The following is an 18,354-nucleotide window of genomic DNA, read 5'->3' as shown; positions in this document are numbered from 1 at the left end:
CCCTGGGCAGGTCGTGCCCGCCCTCAGTGTCGAGAACAAGGAGTTGCAGTCGTGAGCGAGCCCGTCGAGTGGAGCGAGGCGGAGCCGTCCGCCCCGTCGGCGTCCGCCGCCGTCACCCCCGCCGACGCCGCCGACGCGGCGCGGCTCGTCGCCTTCGGACTGCAGCCCAAGCTGGTGCCCGCGCGCGACCAGGAGTACACCGAGCTGCTGCGCCGCTACCGCGAGGACCCGGCGTTCGCCCGGCTCGCGGACGCCGTCGCCGCCGGACTGGGGCTCGTCGTGCTGGAGGTGTCCCCACGCGCGGGGATGGCGGTGACCGCCGCCGAGGACTCCGTCTTCGCCGTTCGCATGGGGGACTACGCGCGTCGCACCACCGCGGACTCCGGCGACCGGTTCCTGCACGGTCTCGCCCATCTCGCCGTCGCCGCGCTGGCGTTCCCGCGCCCCGAGGACCTGGCCGACGACTCCTACATCGGCCGGGTCACCGTCAACGGCGTCGACGCCTTCGTCCGGCAGGCCTGCCGCCGTCTGGAGGAGCGCGCCGAGGAGCAGGGCGAGAACACCGACCCGGCGACGGACGCGCCCGGCCTCGAAGCCGCCTGGCGGATCTGGGCCAGACGCAGCGCCACCGGCGCCACCAAGGACGCCCGCCGGCCGGCCGCCTCCACCACCGGCATCGTCGCGAAGGCCCTGGCCTTCCTCACCGACTCGGGTTTCCTGCAGCGCACCGGCGACGACAACGGCGGGACGTACCGCACCACCGCCCGCTACCAGCTCCAGGTCCGCGACATGGCCGGCAGCGCCGCCATGGCCGAACTGCTGGAACTGGGCGTCGTCCCGGTCACCGACGGCACGGCCAGCCTGCTGCCCGCCGAGGACACCGACGACCTGGACCTGGTGGCCGACGCCGGGCTGCCGTTCCACTCCTGACGCCGAAGCTCCCGTAGCTCCGGACACTCCCGAACCACCGCACCTTTCACCAGACTTACGAGAGTCCGCCATGTACGAGCTGTCCCGGGTCCGCCTCTACTCCATCGGTCCCGCCGGTGCGCGCTACGCCGACACCGTGCTTGACCTGCGGGGGGTCGGCGAGCCCGTGCCCGACCCGGCGCCCATGCAGGCGGAGTTCTTCGAGGAGGAGCCGTCCGGCCCGCCGCGCCGTCCCGCGCCCGCGGGCGTGCTGTTCCTGGAGAACGGCGGCGGCAAGTCCGTCCTGCTCAAGCTGATCTTCTCGGTGATGCTGCCGGGCCACCGCAACACCCTCGGCGGCGCCAGCTCCGGTGTGCTGCGCAAGTTCCTGCTCGCCGACGACTGCGGCCATGTGGCCCTGGAGTGGCAGCACGTGCAGACCGGCGAGTGCGTGGTGGTCGGCAAGGTCAGCGAGTGGCGCGGGCGCCAGGTCTCCAACGACCCGCGCAGGTTCGCCGAGGCCTGGTACTCCTTCCGGCCCGGCCCCGGCCTCAGCCTGGACAACCTGCCCGTCGCCGAGGCCACCTCCGTACGCCCGCCCGCCGAGGGCGCCTCGGGCGCGCACGGCCGCCGCCGCACCATGAAGGGCTTCCGCGACGCCCTCATGGACGCCGGCAAGGCCTACCCGCACTTGGAGGTGCACTGGGAGGAGATCCACGAGCGCTGGACCGAGCACCTCGGCGACCTCGGCCTCGACCCCGAACTCTTCCGCTACCAGCGCGAGATGAACGCCGACGAAGGCGAGGCGGCCGGTCTCTTCGCGGTCAAGAAGGACTCCGACTTCACCGACCTGCTGCTGCGCGCCGTCACCGACACCCGCGACACCGACGGCCTCGCCGACCTCGTCAGCGGCTTCGGCAACAAACTCGGCCGGCGCGCCGAACTGATCGCCGAACGGGACTTCACCGCGGGCTCGGCCGATCTCCTCGGCCGGATCGTGGAGGCGGCCGGGACACGTGCACGCGCGCGTGACGTCCACGCGGGCGCCGAGCGCCGCACCCGCACCCTGGCCCGGCGGCTGTCCGCGCGGGCCGTGCGGGAGCGGGTCCGCGCCGCCGACCTCGCCCAGCGGGTCACGGCCGCCGCGTACGCCGTCACACACTCCGAGGGCGCCCGCGAGCGCAGCTCTCTCGTCGCCGCCGAACTCGCCTACCGGCACGCCTCGCTGGCGCTGGCCGCCGCGGAGAAGTCCGCCGCCGCGCAGAAGCGCGAGCTGGCCGACGCCCGCACCCTGCACTCCGCATGGCAGGCCGCCGAAGCCGTGCTGCGCCACCGGGCCGCCGCCGACCGCGTCGCGCGGGTGTCCGCCGCCATCCAGGAGGCCGAACGGGACGCGGCCCCCGCGCTCGCCGCCCGCGCCAAGGCCGCCGTGGACCTCGTACGGGCCCTGCACACCGCCGCCGGGAGCGCCGAGGCCCTCGCCAACGAGGAGGAGGAGCGCTCCGCCGCCCTCCAGGAGGTCAGCGACTGCGCCTACCGGGACTCCACCGCCGCCGCCACCGAGGCGCAGCGGGCCCGCAGCGAGACCGGGCACCTGCGCCAGCGCCTCGCCGAGGTCGAGCAGGAGACCGCCGAGGCGGTCCGCGCGGGCTGGCTGGACGACAGTGCCCCGGACGCCGACCCGGCGCGGGCCGCGCTCGCCGCCAGCGACGCCGAGAAGACCGCCGTGGCCGCCTGGGACGCGGCCCGCGAGGCCGCCCGCAAGGTCACCGAGCACGCGCGCGAGGCGGCCTCCGCCGAGTCCCGCGCCGAGCTGACGGCGGCCCGCGCGGCGGACGCGGCGACCGCGGCCGAGCGGGCCTACGAGGCCGAGCGGCGCCTGGCCGAGTCGCTGGCCGCCGAGGAGCGGCTCGCGGAGCTGCTGAGCCTGCCGGGCGCGCCGGGTACCGCACGCGTGCCCGGTCCGCGGACGGGAGCGGACGACGGCGTGCCGGCCCCCGAGAGCAGCCCCCGCGCCCTCGCCGAAGGACCCTTCGGACCCGAGGAACTCGACCGGTACGCCGACGAGTTGCGCGAACTCCTCGACGACGCCGTGTCGAGCGCCGAACGGCACCTGTTCGACCTGCGTACGGCCGCCGCCGACGACGCCCGGATCCTCGGCGCCCTCGGTGACGGCGGCCTGCTGCCGCCAGGCCCGGACGTGCTGGCCACCGTCGAGTTCCTCGGCGAGCACGGCATTCCGGCGCTGCCCGGCTGGCGCTACCTCGCCCAGGCCGTCGACCCGGCCGACCACGCGCGCGTGCTCGCCGCCCGCCCCGAACTGGTCGACGGCGTGATCATCACCGACCCGGACACGCACGCGCGTGCCCGCGAGGCCCTCGGCGACGCCGCCCTGCTGCCCCGCTCCGCGGTCGCCGTCGGTACCGCCGCCGCCCTGCTCGCCCCGCCCCCCGCCCAGGGCGCCGCTTCCGGTGACGTCTTCCTCGTGCCGCCGAACCCGGCCATGCACGACGAGCTGGCGGCCGACGAGGAACGCCAGGCGCTGCGCGCCCGCGCCACCGAACGCGACGAGGGGATCCGCACCCTGGCCGCCCGCCTCGGCAAGGACCGCGAACTGGCCGCACGGCTCGCCTCCTGGCGTACCGGCTGCCCGGCGGGACGCCTCACCGAGCTGGCCCGGGCCGCCCAGGACGCCCGCGCGTTCGCCGAGGAGGCCGAGGGCGAACTCGCCGAGGCACGGACCGCGCGCGCGGAGGCGGACGAGACCGCCGCCGAGGCCGTGCACGTCCGTGACGAGCGGCAGGAGGCCGCGCAGAAGGCCCGGCGCGCCGCCGACGCCCTCGCCGGCCTCGCCTTCCGCCTTCGCGAGCGGGCCGGCTGGCAGGTGAAACTGCGCGAACTCGCGGACGAGGCGGCCGAGTCGGAGACCCGCGCCCAGGTCTGCCTGGAGCGCGCCCGAGCCGCCGACGAGGACCGCCGGGCCGCCCAGCGCGCCGCCGACGACGCCCGCCGTACCGCGCGCGCCCTGCGTGCCGAGCGCGCCGAGATCGCCGGCGCCCCCGACGACGTACCCGTCGAGGACAAGGACGCCCCGAAGTCGTCCCTGCCCGCCCTCCGCGAGGCCTACCGGGCCGCGTCCCAGGTGTACGAGAAGGTCGGCGTCGGCGCCGACCTGCGCGCCGAGCAGGCCCGCGCGGAGAGCGACGAGAGCGCCGCCCGCGCCGAACTGGACCGGCTCAGCAACAAGGTCCGCACCCGCGCCGAGCAGCTGCTCCAGTCGCCCGACGGTTCCGACGGGCCGTCCCGGCAGGCCGCCGCCGCACGCGCGGAGGAGCTGGTGCAGCTCCTGGAGACCCGTATGTCGACCGCGAGCGAGCAGCTCGGCCGGCTGCGCGGTGAGACGGAGAGGCTCGCGCCCGAGGACGGCGAGGCGCACACCGAGCTGCCCGGGGAACTCGTCCCGCGCGACGCCGAGCACGCCCAGGCGCTGCTGCGCACCGCCACGGCCGAACTCGCCGCCCGCACCGAGGCGCTGGCCGAGGCCCGCGAGGCGCACGCGGAGCTGCTGGACGCCCATCGCGCCGCCGAGGACGCGGCCGGCGGTTTCGACGAGATCGCCGCCATGCTCCGCGACCTGCTGCGCGAACACGTCCCCGACGAGGACCAGGAGGAACCGGAGCCGTACCCGGGCAGCCCGGAGGAGGCCCGGCACTCCGCAGCCGAGGCCCGCCGTTCGCTGCGCGGCTGCGCCGCCGACCTGTCCGCCGCCGAGGCGGCCGTGCGCGAGGCGAGCGACGTCCTCGTCCGGCACGCCAACTCCACGCGGTACGAGCAGGTCCGCACCCCCGCCCGGCAGCAGATCCGCGAACTCCCCGCCTCCGCGCTGCCCGAGCACGCCCAGAAGTGGGCGGACGCGTTCGCGCCCCGGCTGCGCGTCCTGACCGACGAGCTGGCCCAGCTGGAGCGCAACCGCGACTCGATCGTGGACCGGCTGCGGGGCCTCGTGGAGTCGGCCCTGGCGACCCTGAGGTCCGCACAGCGGCTCTCCCGGCTGCCCGAAGGGCTGGGCGAGTGGTCCGGGCAGGAGTTCCTGCGCATCCGCTTCGAGGAGCCGGACCACGCCACGCTCGTCGAACGGCTCGGCGAGGTCATCGACGACGCCACGCGCGCGGCCGTCAAGAAGAACTCCGACCTGCGCCGCGACGGCATGTCCCTGCTGCTGCGGGGTGTCGCGGCGGCCCTGCAGCCGAAGGGCGTGGCCGTCGAGATCCTCAAGCCCGACGCCGTACTGCGCGCCGAGCGCGTCCCCGTCGGCCAGATGGGCGACGTGTTCTCGGGCGGCCAGCTGCTCACCGCCGCCATCGCCCTGTACTGCACGATGGCCGCGCTGCGGTCGAACGACCGGGGCCGGGACAAGCACCGGCACGCCGGCACGCTGTTCCTGGACAACCCGATCGGCCGCGCCAACGCGACCTATCTGCTGGAGCTCCAGCGCGCCGTGTCCGATGCGCTGGGCGTCCAGCTGCTGTACACCACGGGCTTGTTCGACACGACCGCTCTGGCCGAGTTCCCGCTGGTCATCCGGCTGCGCAACGACGCCGACCTCAGGGCGGGCCTGAAGTACATCAGCGTGGAGGAACACCTCCGGCCCGGGTTGCCCCAGCAGCCCCGGGCCGGAGAAGCGGTGCACAGCGAGATCACGGCGACACGGATGTTCAAGAAGCCCGCCGGCAGCGCCCCGTGAGGGGCGCGGCGACCTGCGCGACCGGCCGCAGGCGTCCCGCGGCCGCCCCACGACCTGGGCCGGCGGGTCAGTAGGCGTCGGCTTTCAGAAGGTCCGCACACTTCTCCCCGATCATCATCGTCGTGATGCACGGGTTGACGGTGATCAGGTCCGGCATCACCGAGCCGTCCGCGACCCGCAGCCCCTCGACCCCCTTGACCCGCAGCCGCGCGTCGAGCGGGGCCGAGGGGTCGCCGTCGGCGCCCATCCTCACCGTGCAGGACGGGTGGTAGACGGTGTTGTGCGTCTTGTGGATGTAGTCGAGGAGTTCGTCGTCCGAGCGCACGTCCGGACCGGGCGCCAGTTCCGCGCCCGCCCACCCGCTCAACGCCGGCTGCGCGGCGATACGACGCGCCAGCCTCAGCCCGTACGTCATCACGCGCACGTCGTGCTCGTGCGTGAAGTACCGGGGGTCCACCCTGGGCTTGTCCCGGTAGTCCCGTGTCCGCAGGCGCACCGTGCCGCGCGACCGGGCCCTGGTCACATTGGGGGTGAGGCAGAACGCGTTCTCCGAGGTCGGATAGCCCCAGCGCGCGGTGTTCAGGTCGAAGGGCACCGAACCGTAGTGGAACATCAGGTCGGGCCGGTCCAGGCCGGGCTCGGTGTCGTAGAAGACGCCCGCCTCCCACCACTGACTGGAGGTGGTGGGCATCGGCCGCCCGGCCTCCCACATGATGACGCCCTCGGGGTGGTCCTGGAGGTTCTCGCCGACGCCCCGGGCGTCCACCACCACCTCGATCCCGACCTCGCGCAGATGCCCGGCCGGGCCGATGCCGGACAGCATCAGCAGCTTGGGGGAGTCGATCGAGCCGCACGAGACGATCACCTCGCGCCGGGCCCGAACCGTGCGGGTGTGCACCAGGTCGGGGTCCAGGTACTCCACGCCCACGCAGCGTCGCCCCTCCAGCACGAGCTTCTTGGCCCGCACTCCCGTCCGGACGTCGAGATGGGGACGCTTGCCCAGCACCGGATGGAGATAGGCCACGGACGAGGACTGGCGGATGTTGTTCTCGTCGGAGTTGATCTGGAACCAGTTCGCTCCCCGCACCACCGTCTTCCCGGTGTTGAACGCGACCGTCGGTATGCCGGCCTGCGCGCAGGCTTCCAGCAGGGCGGCGCCGCACGGGTCCCCGCCCTTCAGCGTGCGCAGCCTCACCGGGCCGGTGCGGCCGTGGTGGTCGCCGGGCGCGTCGTTGTTCTCCAGCCGCCGGTAGAGGGGGAACAGGTCGGCCGCGCTCCAGCCCGTACAGCCCTGGGCCGCCCAGTCGTCGAGGTCCTCCGCGGGCGCCCAGAAGGCGATGCAGGAGTTGTGCGACGAACAGCCGCCCAGCACCTTCGCGCGCGCGTGCCGCAGCAAGCTGTTGCCGCTGGTCTGCGGCTCCACCGGGTAGTCCCAGTCGTAGCCGGACTCCAGCAGCCCCATCCAGCGCTCCAGTCTGAGGACGTCGTCGTCGCCGACGTCGCTGGGGCCCGCCTCCAGCACGCACACCGTCACCGAGGGGTCCTCGGAGAGCCGGGCGGCCACGACGTTGCCCGCGGTGCCGCCGCCGACCACGACGTAGTCGAACTCATCGATGCTCATGTGACCTCCTGGTCAGCCGGGATCGGGCGGGATCAGTCGGCCGCCGGGGCGGCGAGGGGATCGGCGGGGGGATCGGTGGGGGCGGCGGGCGCGGCATCCAGACGGTGCTCGGCGAGCACGCCGGTGCGGTGCCGCTGGACGGACCAGTAGTAGGCGAAGCCGCCGCCCGTGATGACGGCGACGAAGAGGACCGCGCCCCAGCGCAGGTACCAGTGGTACGGGGCGGAGGCGTTGTAGACCGAGGCACGCGGCCAGATCAGGTTGACCGTCATGGCAGCGCCCCACACCACCGCGACGATGTTGACGAGCAGCCCCCAGCGGCCCAGCGAGAACCTGCCGCCCTCGGCGGGCCGCCACCTGCCGCGCAGCCGGGCCACCAGCATCGGCGCGGTCACGCCCAGATAGGCGAGGTAGATCATGACGATGCCGATGCTCGTGACGACCGTGAAGATCTGCGGCTGGCGGATGTTGACCACGAGGATCGCCAGCGCCAGCACACCGATGATCACGGCCGGCAGCACCGGAGTCCGGAAGCGGGGGCTGACCCGGGCCATCAGCGAGGAGGCGGGCAGGTTGTTGTCCCGGGCCATCGCGAACGCCAGCCGGATCGCCGCCGTGTGCACGGCCAGTGCGCACACCGTGACCGCGATCAGCACGCACCACAGCATCGCCTTGCCGGCCGTCGGGCCCAGCACGTCGAGCACGACGTACTGCAGGCCGTCGGTGGACAGCTTGTCGCCCTTGAGGCTGGAGACGCTCATCAGCGCGAGCAGGAGCACGAGTCCGCCCAGGACGAACGAGGCGACGATCGCGCGGACGATCGCACGAGGGGCGTTCCGGGACGGGTCCAGGGACTCCTCGCCGAGCGAGGCGGCGGTGTCGAAGCCGTACATGACGTACGCGGACGCCAGCGAGGCCACGAGGAAGGCACCCAGGTAACCCGTCGAGTAGCCCGATCCCGTGTGATTCGTCTGCATGACGACGTCAGGGCCCCGGGTGATGTGGACGGCGAAGAGGATGATCAGTACAACGGTCGCGATCAACTCGATGAACACGCCCGCCGTGTTGATCGTCGCCATCAGCTTGACGCCGAACGCATTGACCAGCGTCGTGAACAGGATCAACACGGCCGCCAGGACGACCGCGTTGGTCGCCACGTCGTACGTGCCGGTGCCGTCCCCGATGAACTGGAACGTGGACGAGATCTGGGGCAGCGTCAGCTGGTAGGCCAGCGCGACCGCCGAGATGGACACGATGGACGCGATCAACATCATCCACCCGGCCAGCCAGCCGAGATGCGGATTGCCGATCTTCTTCGACCAGTTGTAGACCGAGCCGGCCACCGGGTGGCGGGCGGCCAGTTCGGCGAAGCACAGGGCCACCGTGAACTGGCCGGCGAACACCATCGGCCACGACCACCAGTAGGCCGGACCGCCGCTGCCGTAGCCGAAGTAGAACAGCTGGAAGGTGCCGGTCAGGATGGAGATGTAGCTGATCCCGGCGGCGAACGTGTGGAAGTTGCCCAGCGTGCGCTTGAGCTCGGGCCTGTACCCGAACTCGGCGAGTTCGGTGTCGTCGTGGTGATGGGGGCCTGGCGATTGCTCGGTGGTCGTCATGAGCGGACTCCTCTGGCTGTCAGTCGAACCAGCCCTGCGGTGCCGGCGCCGTGTTGCGCCAGATGTGTTTCGTCTCGCGGTACTCCGCGAGCCCCGCCGGTCCGAGTTCGCGCCCGGACCCGGACTGCTTGTAGCCACCCCACTCGGCCTGCGGCACGTACGGGTGGTAGTCGTTGATCCAGACCGTGCCGAGCCGCAGCCGCCCCGCTACCCGGGCGGCCCTGGCCTCGTCACCGGTCCACACGGCGCCCGCGAGGCCGTAGACCGTGTCGTCGGCGAGCCGGACGGCCTCCTCCTCGGCGGTGAACCGTTCGACGGTCAGCACCGGCCCGAAGGACTCCTCCCGGACGACCGACATGCCGCTCGTGCACGCGTCCAGGACCGTCGGCAGGTAGTAGAAGCCCGCGTCGTGACCGGGGCCGGCGGGCCGGGCGCCGCCGCAGCGCAGCACCGCGCCCTCCGCGAGCCCGCGGGCCACGTACGCCTCGACTTTCGCCCGGTGCTCCGCCGAGATCAGCGGCCCGGTCTGCGCCCGCTCGTCGAACGGCCCGCCCAGCCGGATCCGCCCGGCCCGCCGCACGACCTCGTCCACGAACCGGTCGTGCAGCGCGTCCTCGACCAGCAGCCGGGCCCCGGCCGAGCAGACCTGCCCGGAGTGCAGGAACACCGCCGTCACCGCCATGTCGACGGCCGCGTCGAAGTCGGCGTCCGCGAACACGATGTTCGGGTTCTTCCCGCCGAGTTCGAGCGCGACCCTCTTCACCGTGCCGGCCGCCGCCGCCATCAGCCGGCGGCCGGTCCGCAGACCGCCGGTGAAGGAGACCAGGTCGACGTCCGGATGGTCGCCGAGCGGGGCCCCCGCCTCCGGACCGGCGCCCAGCACCAGATTGGCCACGCCCGGCGGCAGCCCCGCCTCCGCCAGCAGCCGTACCAGGTGGATGGCGCTGTGCGGGGTCAGCTCGCTGGGCTTCAGCACGAAGGTGTTGCCGGCCGCGAGCGCGGGGGCGACCTTCCACGCGGTCTGCAGCAGCGGGTAGTTCCAGGGCGTGATCAGGGCGCAGACCCCGACCGGCTCGTACACCACCCGGCTGTCGACGTCCGGCCGCCCGGTGTCGATCACGCGCCCGGTCTCGCTCGCGACCAGCCGCCCGAAGTAGCGGAAGCAGGCGACGACATCGTCGATGTCGTACGCACTCTCCACCAGCCGCTTGCCCGTGTCCAAGGACTCGGCGCGGGCCAGGGCCTCCCTGTCCCGGGCGAGCAGGCCGGCGACCCGCAGGAGCAGGTCACCGCGCTCGGCGGCCGGCGTGCGCGGCCAGGGGCCGGTGTCGAAGGCGCGCCGGGCCGCCGCGACGGCCTCCACGGTGTCCTTCCCGCCGGCCTCGTCCACGACCCCGACCAGGGAGCCGTCGGCGGGACAGCGGATCTCCCGGGTGCGCTCGTCCAGGGCGCCCCGCCAGCTGCCGTCGATGAAAAGGTCAGGCATGAGTGCCTCCCAGCCGGGTCAGCAGCCACTCGTGGAAGATGCCGATGTGGTGCTCGTTCGGAACCAGCACTCCGCCCCCGCGGTACGCGCGGGAGGACATCGCCGGCTGAGTGCGCTCGCATGCCTCGAAGTCCTGGACGTTCACGCGGTGGAACAGCTCCACGGACTTCGACACGTCCGCGCCCGAGGCCACCACCTCCGGCGCGTACAGCCAGTCGCACTCCACCCTCGTGCGATCCTCGGCCAGCGGGAACATGCGGTGCAGGATCACGTGGTCGGGGACGAGGTTGACGAACACGGTCGGCTTGACCGTGATCGCGTAGTAGCGGCGGTCCTGGTCGGCCGTCACCTCGGGGAGCCTGGCGAACCCGGCGCTGCCGTCCACCGTGAACCCCTTGATCCCCGCGCCGAACTCCGCGCCGTGCCCGACGTAGTACTGGGCCGCGTAACCGTCGGCGAACTCGGGCAGCACTTCGGTGAGTTCGGGGTGGATCGTCGCGCAGTGGTAGCACTCCATGAAGTTCTCGACGATCAGTTTCCAGTTGGCCCGCACGTCGTAGGTGACGCGCTTGCCGAGGGCCAGCCCCTCGGTGCCGTAGTGCCCGATGGCGGCGGCGTCACCGAGCCGTTCCACGGCCGCGTGCACGACCGTGTCCTCGAAGGAGGGCGGCGTCTCGGCGAGGCACACCCAGGCGTAGCCCAGCCACTCGCGCAGAGCCACCCTGATCAACCCGTACGCGACTCGATCAACGTCGGGCATCTTGATCAAGTTGGGGGCGGCGATCAATGTGCCGTCAAGGTCGTACGTCCACGCGTGATACGGGCACTGGAGGTTGCGCCGCGCCTGGCCGGACGCCTCGGTGCACAGCCGCGCCCCGCGGTGCCGGCACACGTTGAGGAAGGCGCGCAGCTCGCCCGTGCGGGTCCGGGTGACGATGACGTTCTCGCGGCCCACCTGGACGGTGCGGAAGGCGCCCGGCTTGTCCAGGTCGGCACCGCGCACCGCGCAGAACCACAGGGACTCGAAGACCGACTCCTGCTCCTGCCGGAAGATGTCCGGGTCGGTGTAGTAGTGGCCCGGAAGCGTCGCGATGAGGCTGGGGGAGATCTGGCTCGGGGACATCGGGCGCCTCCTATCGGCGGATGCGGGTCATCTCCGGGTCGAACAGCGGCTCGTCGGCGACCGTGGCCGGAACCTTTTCGCCGAAGTACTCGATGTGCACACCGGTGCCGGTGGCGAGACCGGCCGGCAGCCAGGCGTAGGCGACACAGCGGCCCAGCGTGTAGCCGTAGGAGGCGCTGGTCACGTAACCGGCCGGGATGCCGTCGGCATAGACCGGTTCCTTGCCGAGGACGACGGCGGAGGGGTCGTCGAGGAGCAGCGGGGTGAGCCGGCGGGAGGGTTCCCCGGCCCGCTGGAGCGCCGCTCTGCCCACGAAGTCCTCCTTGCTCATGCGGACGGCGAAGCCGAGGCCCGCCTCGAAGGGGGTGTGCTCGTCGGTCATGTCGGTGCCCCAGGCCCGGTACCCCTTCTCCAGCCGCAGGGAGTTGAAGGCGGAGCGCCCGGCGGCGACGACACCGAGGTGCTGTCCGGCCTCCCACAGCGTGTCCCAGAGCCTGAGGCCCAGGTCGGCGGTGGTGTACAGCTCCCAGCCCAGTTCGCCGACGTAGCTCAGTCGCATCGCCGTCACCGGGACGTGTCCGAGGTACGTCTGCTTCGCCCGGAAGTAGCCGAAACCCTCGTGGGAGAAGTCGTCCGAGGCCAGGGGCTGGACGAGGGCGCGGGCGAGGGGCCCCCAGACGCCGACGCAGCAGGTGCCGGAGGTGATGTCGCGGACGTGCACACCGTCCGGGGCGTGACGGAGCAGCCAGTCCAGGTCGGCGGGGGAGTTGGCGCCGACCTGGAAGAGGTCGGGGGCGAGCCGGGCGACGGTGAGGTCGGAGCGGATCCCCCCGGTCTCGTCGAGGAGCAGGGTGTAGGTGACCGCACCGGGCTTCTTGCGGAGGTTGTTGCTGGTCATGCGGTCGAGGAAGGTGAGCGCCCCGGGGCCGGCCACTTCCAGGCGGCGCAGCGGGGTCATGTCGTACAGGGCGACCTTCTCACGGGTGGCCCGCGCCTCGGCGGCGGCGACGGGGGACCAGTAGCGGGCCGACCAGGCGTCGCGCCGGGGCAGCTCGCCGAGGGCGTCGACGAGGGGGGCGTTCGCCTCGTACCAGTGAGGGCGCTCCCAGCCGGTGCCCTCCAGGAAGAAGGCCCCGAGCCGCTCCTGACGGGCGTGGAACGGGCTGATGCGCAGCGGGCGGGGCTGTTCCACGGGCTGCAGCGGGTGCAGGACGTCGTACACCTCGACGAACTGCCGTGAGCCGCGTTCGCGGACGTACGACGGTGAGCGCTGCGCCTCCTCGAACCGCGTGAGGTCGCATTCGTGCACATCGACGGACGGCCGCCCGTCCACCATCCACTCGGCCACCGCCCTCGCCACCCCGGCCGAGTGGGTCACCCAGACCGCCTCGGCCAGCCAGAACCCCCGCAGCCGCCGGGCCTCCCCGAGCACCGGCATACCGTCCGGCGTGAAGGAGAAGACCCCGTTGAACCCGGTCTCGATCTCCGTCTCCCGCAGCGCGGGCAGCAGCCTGCGGCAGTCCTCCCAGCTCGGCGCCCAGTCCTCGGCGGTGAACGGGTACGAGGACGGCATCTCCATGTCCCGGGCGCGCGCCTCGTCGTACGCCGGGACCGCGAACGGATCCACCGGCAGCGGCCGGTGCGCGTACGAACCGATCCCGATGCGGTCGGTGTGCTCCCGGAAGTACAGGTCACGGTCCTGGAAGCGCAGGATGGGCCGCGTGGCCTCGGCCGTTGCGCCGCTCAGCCCGGCCAGCGGGCCGGTCGTCGCGTACTGGTGGGCGAGGGGCTGGAGCGGTACGTCGACACCGGCCATGCGGCCGATGACAGGCCCCCAGAAGCCGGCCGCCGAGACGACGTGGTCGGCCGGGAAGGCGCCCCGGTCCGTGACGACCGCGGTGACCCGGCCGTCCCGTTGCTCGATGCCGGTGACCGTGTGCCGGTCCAGGAAGCGGGCACCGCGCGCGGTGGCGCGGTCCCCTTGGGCACGGCACGCGAGGAGGGCCCGGGCCAGGCCGTCGTCCGGGGTGTGGAAGCCGCCGAGCACCACCGACTCGTCCAGCAGCGGCCAGAGTTCCTTGCAGCGAGCCGTGCTCACGACCGCGCCCCGGACGCCCCAGGAGGCCGCGTAGCCGGCCCTGCGGTGCAGCTCGGCGAGGCGTTCGGGGGTGGTCGCGAGTTCCAGGCCGCCGACCCGGTCGAAGCAGGGGACGCCGTCGACTTCGAGGGAGCGGAACTTCTCGACGGTGTACCGGGCGAACTCCGTGAGGGTCTTGGAGGGGCTGGTCCGGAAGACGAGCCCCGGGGCGTGCGAGGTGGAACCGCCTGGCGCGGGCAGGGGGCCCTGTTCGAGGACGGTGACGTCCGTCCAGCCGCGGGCCGTCAGCTCGTCGGCGAGGGAGCAGCCGACGATGCCGGCGCCGATGACGACGACGCGGGGCCCTCCAGGGCCGTTCGCGGGCGGGCGGGGGCGGTCCGCGGGGACGCTGTGACGGTCCGCGGGGACGCGGTGACGGTCCTCGGGGGAGCGGGGCCGCTCTTCGGGCCGGCGAGGACGGTCGTCGGGTGGGCGACGGTGGTTCTCTGGCGTGCTGGACATGCCCCTCCTCGTGGTGGCGGGGATGGCAGGTGCGGGGAGTCGCTCAGGCGGCGGGGGCGTTCGCGGCGCGTGGTCGGCAGGGGGCGGCGGGACGGGTGCCGCGGGCGCCGGAGGTGACAGTCCGTTCGGCGGCTGCGGCCCCGCGCGCGTTCACAGGACCACCACCGAGCGCAGCACCTCACCGCGGTGCATCGCGCCGAAGGCCTCCTCCACCCGGTCCAGGGCGATCGTCTCGGACACGAACGCGTTGAGGTCGAGCAGGCCGTAGAGGTACTGGTCGATCAGGAACGGGAAGTCCCGGCTCGGCAGACAGTCGCCGTACCAGGACGACTTGACGGCGCCGCCGCGCGAGAAGACGTCGATCAGCGGGAGTTCGACCTTCATGTCGGGCGCGGGGACACCGACCTGGACCAGCAGCCCCGCGTGATCGCGCATGTAGAAGGCCTGCAGGAACGTCTCGGGGCGGCCCACCGCGTCGATCGCGAGGTCCACGCCGTGGCCGTCGGTCAGTTCCCGCACCGCCTCGACGGGGTCGGTGCCCCGGGAGTTGACGGTGTGCGTGGCGCCGAACCTCTCCGCCTGGTCCAGCTTCTTGTCGTCGATGTCGATGGCGATCACCTTCATGGCGCCGTTCAGACAGGCGCCCGCGACGGCCGCGTTGCCGACACCGCCGCAGCCGATGACGGCCACCGAGTCACCGCGTCCGACGTTTCCGGTGTTGACCGCCGCGCCGTAACCGGCCATCACCCCGCAGCCGATGAGGCCGGCCGCCTCGGGCCGCGCGGCCGGGTCGATCTTCACCGCCTGCCCCGCCGCGACCAGCGTCTTCTCGGCGAAGGCGCCGATGCCGAGGGCGTTGGTGAGAGGAGTGCCGTCCAGCAGCGTCAGGGGCTGCGCGGCGTTGCGGGAGTCGAAGCAGTACCAGGGCCGGCCGCGGCGGCAGGACCGGCAGTCGCCGCAGGGGGCGCGCCAGGCCAGGACGACGTAGTCGCCGGGCTTCAGGTCGGTGACCCCCGGGCCGACCGCCTCGATCGTGCCGGCCGCCTCGTGGCCCAGCAGGAACGGGAAGTCGTCGGTGATCGCGCCCTCCCGGTAGTGGAGATCCGTGTGGCACACCCCGCAGGCCTGCACATCGACGAGCACCTCACCAGGACCCGGATCGGGGACGACGATCGTCCGCACCTCCACGGGTGCGCCCTTCTTCACTGCGACTACGGCACGGACCTCGTGTGGCACGACAAGCTCCTCTGCTGTTGCGCATTACACGATGGGTTGCGCGATGGGGAACATAGTGAGAACGGCGTCATGGGGCCGTCAAGGGGCGCGCGTTAACCCTTGGCAAAGGGAACCCGCGGGGCGAAACCTCTCGGACACACGACGACACGCGACACACGACGACACGCGACTACATGCGACACACGCCTACACGCGGCACACGACGACACAGGACGACGCAGGAGGACACACGACGACACACGACGGCGCGGGACCGGCGGAGCCGCCGGTCCCGCGCCGTGGTCCGGACCGTGTCGCGGGCCGGGGTCTCCTCCGGGGCGGGTGTGCCGGAGGAACGAAGGGTCCGGCGCTCCGCTGGCGCGCGCCCCTCGGTCAGAAGCCGTACCCCATGCGCCGGGACAGCTCCGCGCCCGCCGCGACCGTCCGCTTGGCCACCTCGGGCAGCCGGTCGGTGTTGAGCCGGTACACCGGCCCCGAGACGCTGATCGCCGCGATCACCTTGCCGTCGTGCGCGCGCACCGGTGCCGCCACGGCCGCGAGCCCCAGTTCCAGCTCCTCGACGGTGACGCCGTACCCCTGCCCGACCACGGCCTCCAGCTCGGCCCGGAGCATTCCGGCGGCGGTGATCGTACGGTCCGTGAACCGCGGCAGCGGGCGTGCCAGCAGGCCCTCGCGCAGCGTCGGCGGCATGTGCGCGAGGAGGACCTTGCCGCTGGACGTGGCATGCAGGGGCGTGCGCCTGCCCAGCCAGTTCTGCGCGGTCACGGACGCGGTGCCACGGGCCTGCATGATGTTGACCGCCGCGTCGTCGTCGAGCACGGCGATGTTGACCGTCTCGCCCAGCTCGTCGGCGACCTCCCGGCAGACCGGGACGCCCTCCTGGGAGATGTCGAGACGTACTGCCGCCGCCCCCGCCAGGCGCAGGACGCCGGCCCCCAGGTAGTACTTTCCGCGGTCCTTGGCCTGCGCCACCAGGCCGCGGTTCTCCAGGACGCCGAGCAGCCGGAACGCCGTGGACTTGTGGACCTCCAGCTCGTCGGCGATCTCGGTGACACCCGCTTCGCCGTGCCGGGCGAGGATCTCCAGCACGCTCACGGCGCGGTCCACCGACTGCACCGCACTGACCGCTCCGCGGCCGTTCTGCCTCTCCGGGGTCCTTGGGGTCGGCGTGGTCTCCTCGCCGCGGTCGGACTGCTTCTGCGTGCGGGGCATGGCTCAACTCTCACCACCTGTGGCCCGGTTCGGGCCGCATCTGCGGGAAGCCCTTGACGCGACGGTCGTCCCGCCCGGATTCTGTTGCGCATAGCGCTGGATCGTGCGCCATGCGAAACATCATGTTACCGAAGTGTCCGCATCCCGTAAGGGTGCCGGACCACCCGGACCGTCGACCGGTCCGACGCTCCCGTGCCACTTCACCGGGCCGGACCGACGTGGGTCCGGGCGCCCGGCAGCATCCCTGACGCCTGCACCGAGCAGGTCCCGGACCGAGTGTCCCGGACCGAGAGGGGGGCCCGTGATTCCCGTCTGCCGCCTCGAAGACCTCCCCGAGGGCGAGTCCGTCCGCCTCGCGACCACGCCGCCGATCGCCGTGTTCCGCACCGAGGACGGCGAGCTGTACGCCATCGACGACACCTGCACCCACCAGGACGCGTCCCTCTCCGAGGGCTGGCTGGAGGGCTGCCTGGTCGAGTGCCCGCTGCACGCGGCCGCCTTCGACCTGCGCACCGGTGAGCCGACCTGTCTGCCGGCCCGGCACCCCGTGCGCACCCACCGCGTCACCGTCGAGGACGGCGTCGTGCACGTCCACCTCGGCGCGCAGGAAGGTACGGCCGCATGAACGCCGCCGGGCACCGGAGCCCGGCCGCCGCCGGCACCGGCCGCCCCTCCCCCGCCCCGCCTGGCCGGCGGGCTCGGCACTCGCTCCGCACGACGGCGTGCTGTGCGACGAGGGCTGCGTGACGGCCCTGCCCCGGGTGGTCGCGGTCGGCGACCTGGCCCGCGCCGGCGGCACCCGGGCCGAGCACTGGCCCTCCGCCACCGAGCAGCCCCGCCCCGCCGTGACCACCCTGCTCACCGGCCGCACCCTCGCGACCGCCCGCACGGTGCCGTATGCCCGGTCCGACCGGTACGGCTCCCGGATCCACTTCGCGGGCCGGTGCCCGGCGGCCCGGGCGCCCGCTCCGGGCAGCCCTCGGCCCGAGTGTCGTGCGCCGGATCAGGGTCAGGAGTGGGACAGCTGCCCGGTGCCGCCGCTCCGGCGTATCCGCTCCTGTTCCCGCACGGCCGCCCGCTCCTGACGGCGCCGGGCGCGCCGCTCCCGCCGCAGGGCCCGGGCCGTGCTGCTCGGTTCGGAGACCACGCCGTTCCGCTGGTTCCACACCTGACGGGTCACCCACACGTCGACCACGGCCCAGGTGGCCACCACCGTGCTCGCCACACCGCTGATCACCATCGGGAACGCCAGCCACGACCCGGCCAGCGTGCACAGGAACGCCACCATCGCCTGAATCAGCGTCACCGCTATGACCAGCACCGCCCGGACCGCCGCCGTACGCACCGGATCGGGCATCGGGTGCCGGCGCGCGGGCTCCTCCACCCACAAGGTCCGGTAACGCTGCCGCAGTTCGTCGTCGGCGGGCTCCATGACGCGCACAGGCGCCCGGGTGCCCCGATCCGGCGCCTCCTGGCCCCGCCGCGCCTGCGAGCGCTCCGCCACGCTCTCGTCGGGCGCCTCGCGCCGCTCCGCCGTGCCCATCACCGTGTCACTCCCCACCGCCAGCAGACCGCTCGCCCCGGCGTCCGAAGACCCCGACTCCCCAGTGGCTGCCCGGCTTGCGCTGTTCTACGCCGCCGGGGTGCGGGATGCGGCTCCTGTGGCCCATTCCGCTCCCAATTCCCATAGAGAAGGACGAACGAGATGGCTCGAAGATTCCCCACCGGCGAAAAAATTCGGCCAACCGCCCGTCGATGACGCAGCCGTAGGCCGGGCCCGGGTCCCCGGATCGCGGTGGCAATCTCCC

11 protein-coding genes are annotated in these 18,354 nt (G+C 73.1%); 3 read left to right on the top strand and 8 right to left on the bottom strand.

Going from position 1 to position 18,354, the window contains the following annotated elements:
• Positions 1–51 precede the first annotated feature (51 nt).
• Together ACZ7KF_RS12380 and ACZ7KF_RS12375 are read left to right on the top strand one after the other, a co-directional pair.
• Positions 52–930, top strand: a complete 879-nt coding sequence (locus ACZ7KF_RS12380) for a hypothetical protein (RefSeq protein ID WP_471072350.1) — start codon at positions 52–54, stop codon at positions 928–930.
• A gap of 70 nt (positions 931–1,000) precedes the next feature.
• Positions 1,001–5,653, top strand: a complete 4,653-nt coding sequence (locus ACZ7KF_RS12375) for a hypothetical protein (RefSeq protein WP_471072347.1) — start codon at positions 1,001–1,003, stop codon at positions 5,651–5,653.
• A gap of 67 nt (positions 5,654–5,720) precedes the next feature.
• Here ACZ7KF_RS12375 and ACZ7KF_RS12370 read toward each other — a convergent pair whose 3' ends face one another.
• The 7 genes from ACZ7KF_RS12370 to ACZ7KF_RS12340 all read right to left on the bottom strand — a co-directional run bounded on the left by ACZ7KF_RS12370 (position 5,721) and on the right by ACZ7KF_RS12340 (position 16,546).
• Entirely contained in the window at positions 5,721–7,274 is a 1,554-nt protein-coding gene (locus ACZ7KF_RS12370) for a GMC family oxidoreductase (RefSeq protein WP_471072344.1), read from the bottom strand.
• Between the two features lie 32 nt (positions 7,275–7,306).
• Entirely contained in the window at positions 7,307–8,890 is a 1,584-nt protein-coding gene (locus tag ACZ7KF_RS12365; protein ID WP_471072341.1) for an APC family permease, read from the bottom strand.
• A gap of 19 nt (positions 8,891–8,909) precedes the next feature.
• Positions 8,910–10,376: an aldehyde dehydrogenase family protein gene (locus tag ACZ7KF_RS12360; protein WP_471072338.1), complete on the bottom strand. Its 1,467-nt coding sequence runs from the start codon at positions 10,374–10,376 to the stop codon at positions 8,910–8,912.
• Positions 10,369–11,499 carry an aromatic ring-hydroxylating oxygenase subunit alpha gene (locus ACZ7KF_RS12355; RefSeq protein WP_471072335.1) on the bottom strand — a complete coding sequence of 377 codons (1,131 nt, stop codon included), beginning with the start codon at positions 11,497–11,499 and terminating at the stop codon, positions 10,369–10,371. Before ACZ7KF_RS12355 ends, ACZ7KF_RS12360 begins: the two co-directional genes overlap by 8 nt.
• A gap of 10 nt (positions 11,500–11,509) precedes the next feature.
• Positions 11,510–14,098: a GcvT family protein gene (locus ACZ7KF_RS12350; protein WP_471072332.1), complete on the bottom strand. Its 2,589-nt coding sequence runs from the start codon at positions 14,096–14,098 to the stop codon at positions 11,510–11,512.
• Positions 14,099–14,248: 150 nt separating this feature from the next.
• Complete coding sequence (locus tag ACZ7KF_RS12345; protein WP_471072329.1) at positions 14,249–15,334, bottom strand: S-(hydroxymethyl)mycothiol dehydrogenase; 1,086 nt, start codon at positions 15,332–15,334, stop codon at positions 14,249–14,251.
• A gap of 372 nt (positions 15,335–15,706) precedes the next feature.
• The gene (locus ACZ7KF_RS12340) at positions 15,707–16,546 is read right to left on the bottom strand and encodes an IclR family transcriptional regulator (RefSeq protein ID WP_471072326.1); all 840 of its coding nucleotides are present in this window, start codon (positions 16,544–16,546) and stop codon (positions 15,707–15,709) included.
• A gap of 301 nt (positions 16,547–16,847) precedes the next feature.
• Here ACZ7KF_RS12340 and ACZ7KF_RS12335 point away from each other — a divergent pair, with 301 nt between their 5' ends.
• Positions 16,848–17,171 (top strand): bifunctional 3-phenylpropionate/cinnamic acid dioxygenase ferredoxin subunit, encoded by a 324-nt coding sequence (locus ACZ7KF_RS12335; protein ID WP_471072323.1) that lies wholly within the window; start codon positions 16,848–16,850, stop codon positions 17,169–17,171.
• A 384-nt stretch (positions 17,172–17,555) separates the two neighbouring features.
• Here ACZ7KF_RS12335 and ACZ7KF_RS12330 read toward each other — a convergent pair whose 3' ends face one another.
• Positions 17,556–18,089, bottom strand: coding sequence for a hypothetical protein (locus ACZ7KF_RS12330; RefSeq protein WP_471072320.1), 534 nt, complete (start codon positions 18,087–18,089; stop codon positions 17,556–17,558).
• Positions 18,090–18,354: the final 265 nt, after the last annotated feature.

This window comes from Streptomyces sp. NPDC038200, from assembly GCF_055600785.1.
The sequence above is the reverse complement of the archived record's forward strand: the minus strand, read 5'-3'. Positions and strand labels throughout refer to the sequence as shown.

What these genes read in the sequence shown, in the direction of transcription:
- ACZ7KF_RS12370 (WP_471072344.1), bottom strand. Translation starts at nt 7,274, where the DNA reads ATGAGCATCGATGAGTTCGACTACGTCGTGGTCGGCGGCGGCACCGCG.
- ACZ7KF_RS12330 (WP_471072320.1), bottom strand. Translation starts at nt 18,089, where the DNA reads ATGGGCACGGCGGAGCGGCGCGAGGCGCCCGACGAGAGCGTGGCGGAG.
- ACZ7KF_RS12355 (WP_471072335.1), bottom strand. Translation starts at nt 11,499, where the DNA reads ATGTCCCCGAGCCAGATCTCCCCCAGCCTCATCGCGACGCTTCCGGGC.
- ACZ7KF_RS12350 (WP_471072332.1), bottom strand. Translation starts at nt 14,098, where the DNA reads ATGTCCAGCACGCCAGAGAACCACCGTCGCCCACCCGACGACCGTCCT.
- ACZ7KF_RS12375 (WP_471072347.1), top strand. Translation starts at nt 1,001, where the DNA reads ATGTACGAGCTGTCCCGGGTCCGCCTCTACTCCATCGGTCCCGCCGGT.
- ACZ7KF_RS12340 (WP_471072326.1), bottom strand. Translation starts at nt 16,546, where the DNA reads ATGCCCCGCACGCAGAAGCAGTCCGACCGCGGCGAGGAGACCACGCCG.
- ACZ7KF_RS12365 (WP_471072341.1), bottom strand. Translation starts at nt 8,890, where the DNA reads ATGACGACCACCGAGCAATCGCCAGGCCCCCATCACCACGACGACACC.
- ACZ7KF_RS12360 (WP_471072338.1), bottom strand. Translation starts at nt 10,376, where the DNA reads ATGCCTGACCTTTTCATCGACGGCAGCTGGCGGGGCGCCCTGGACGAG.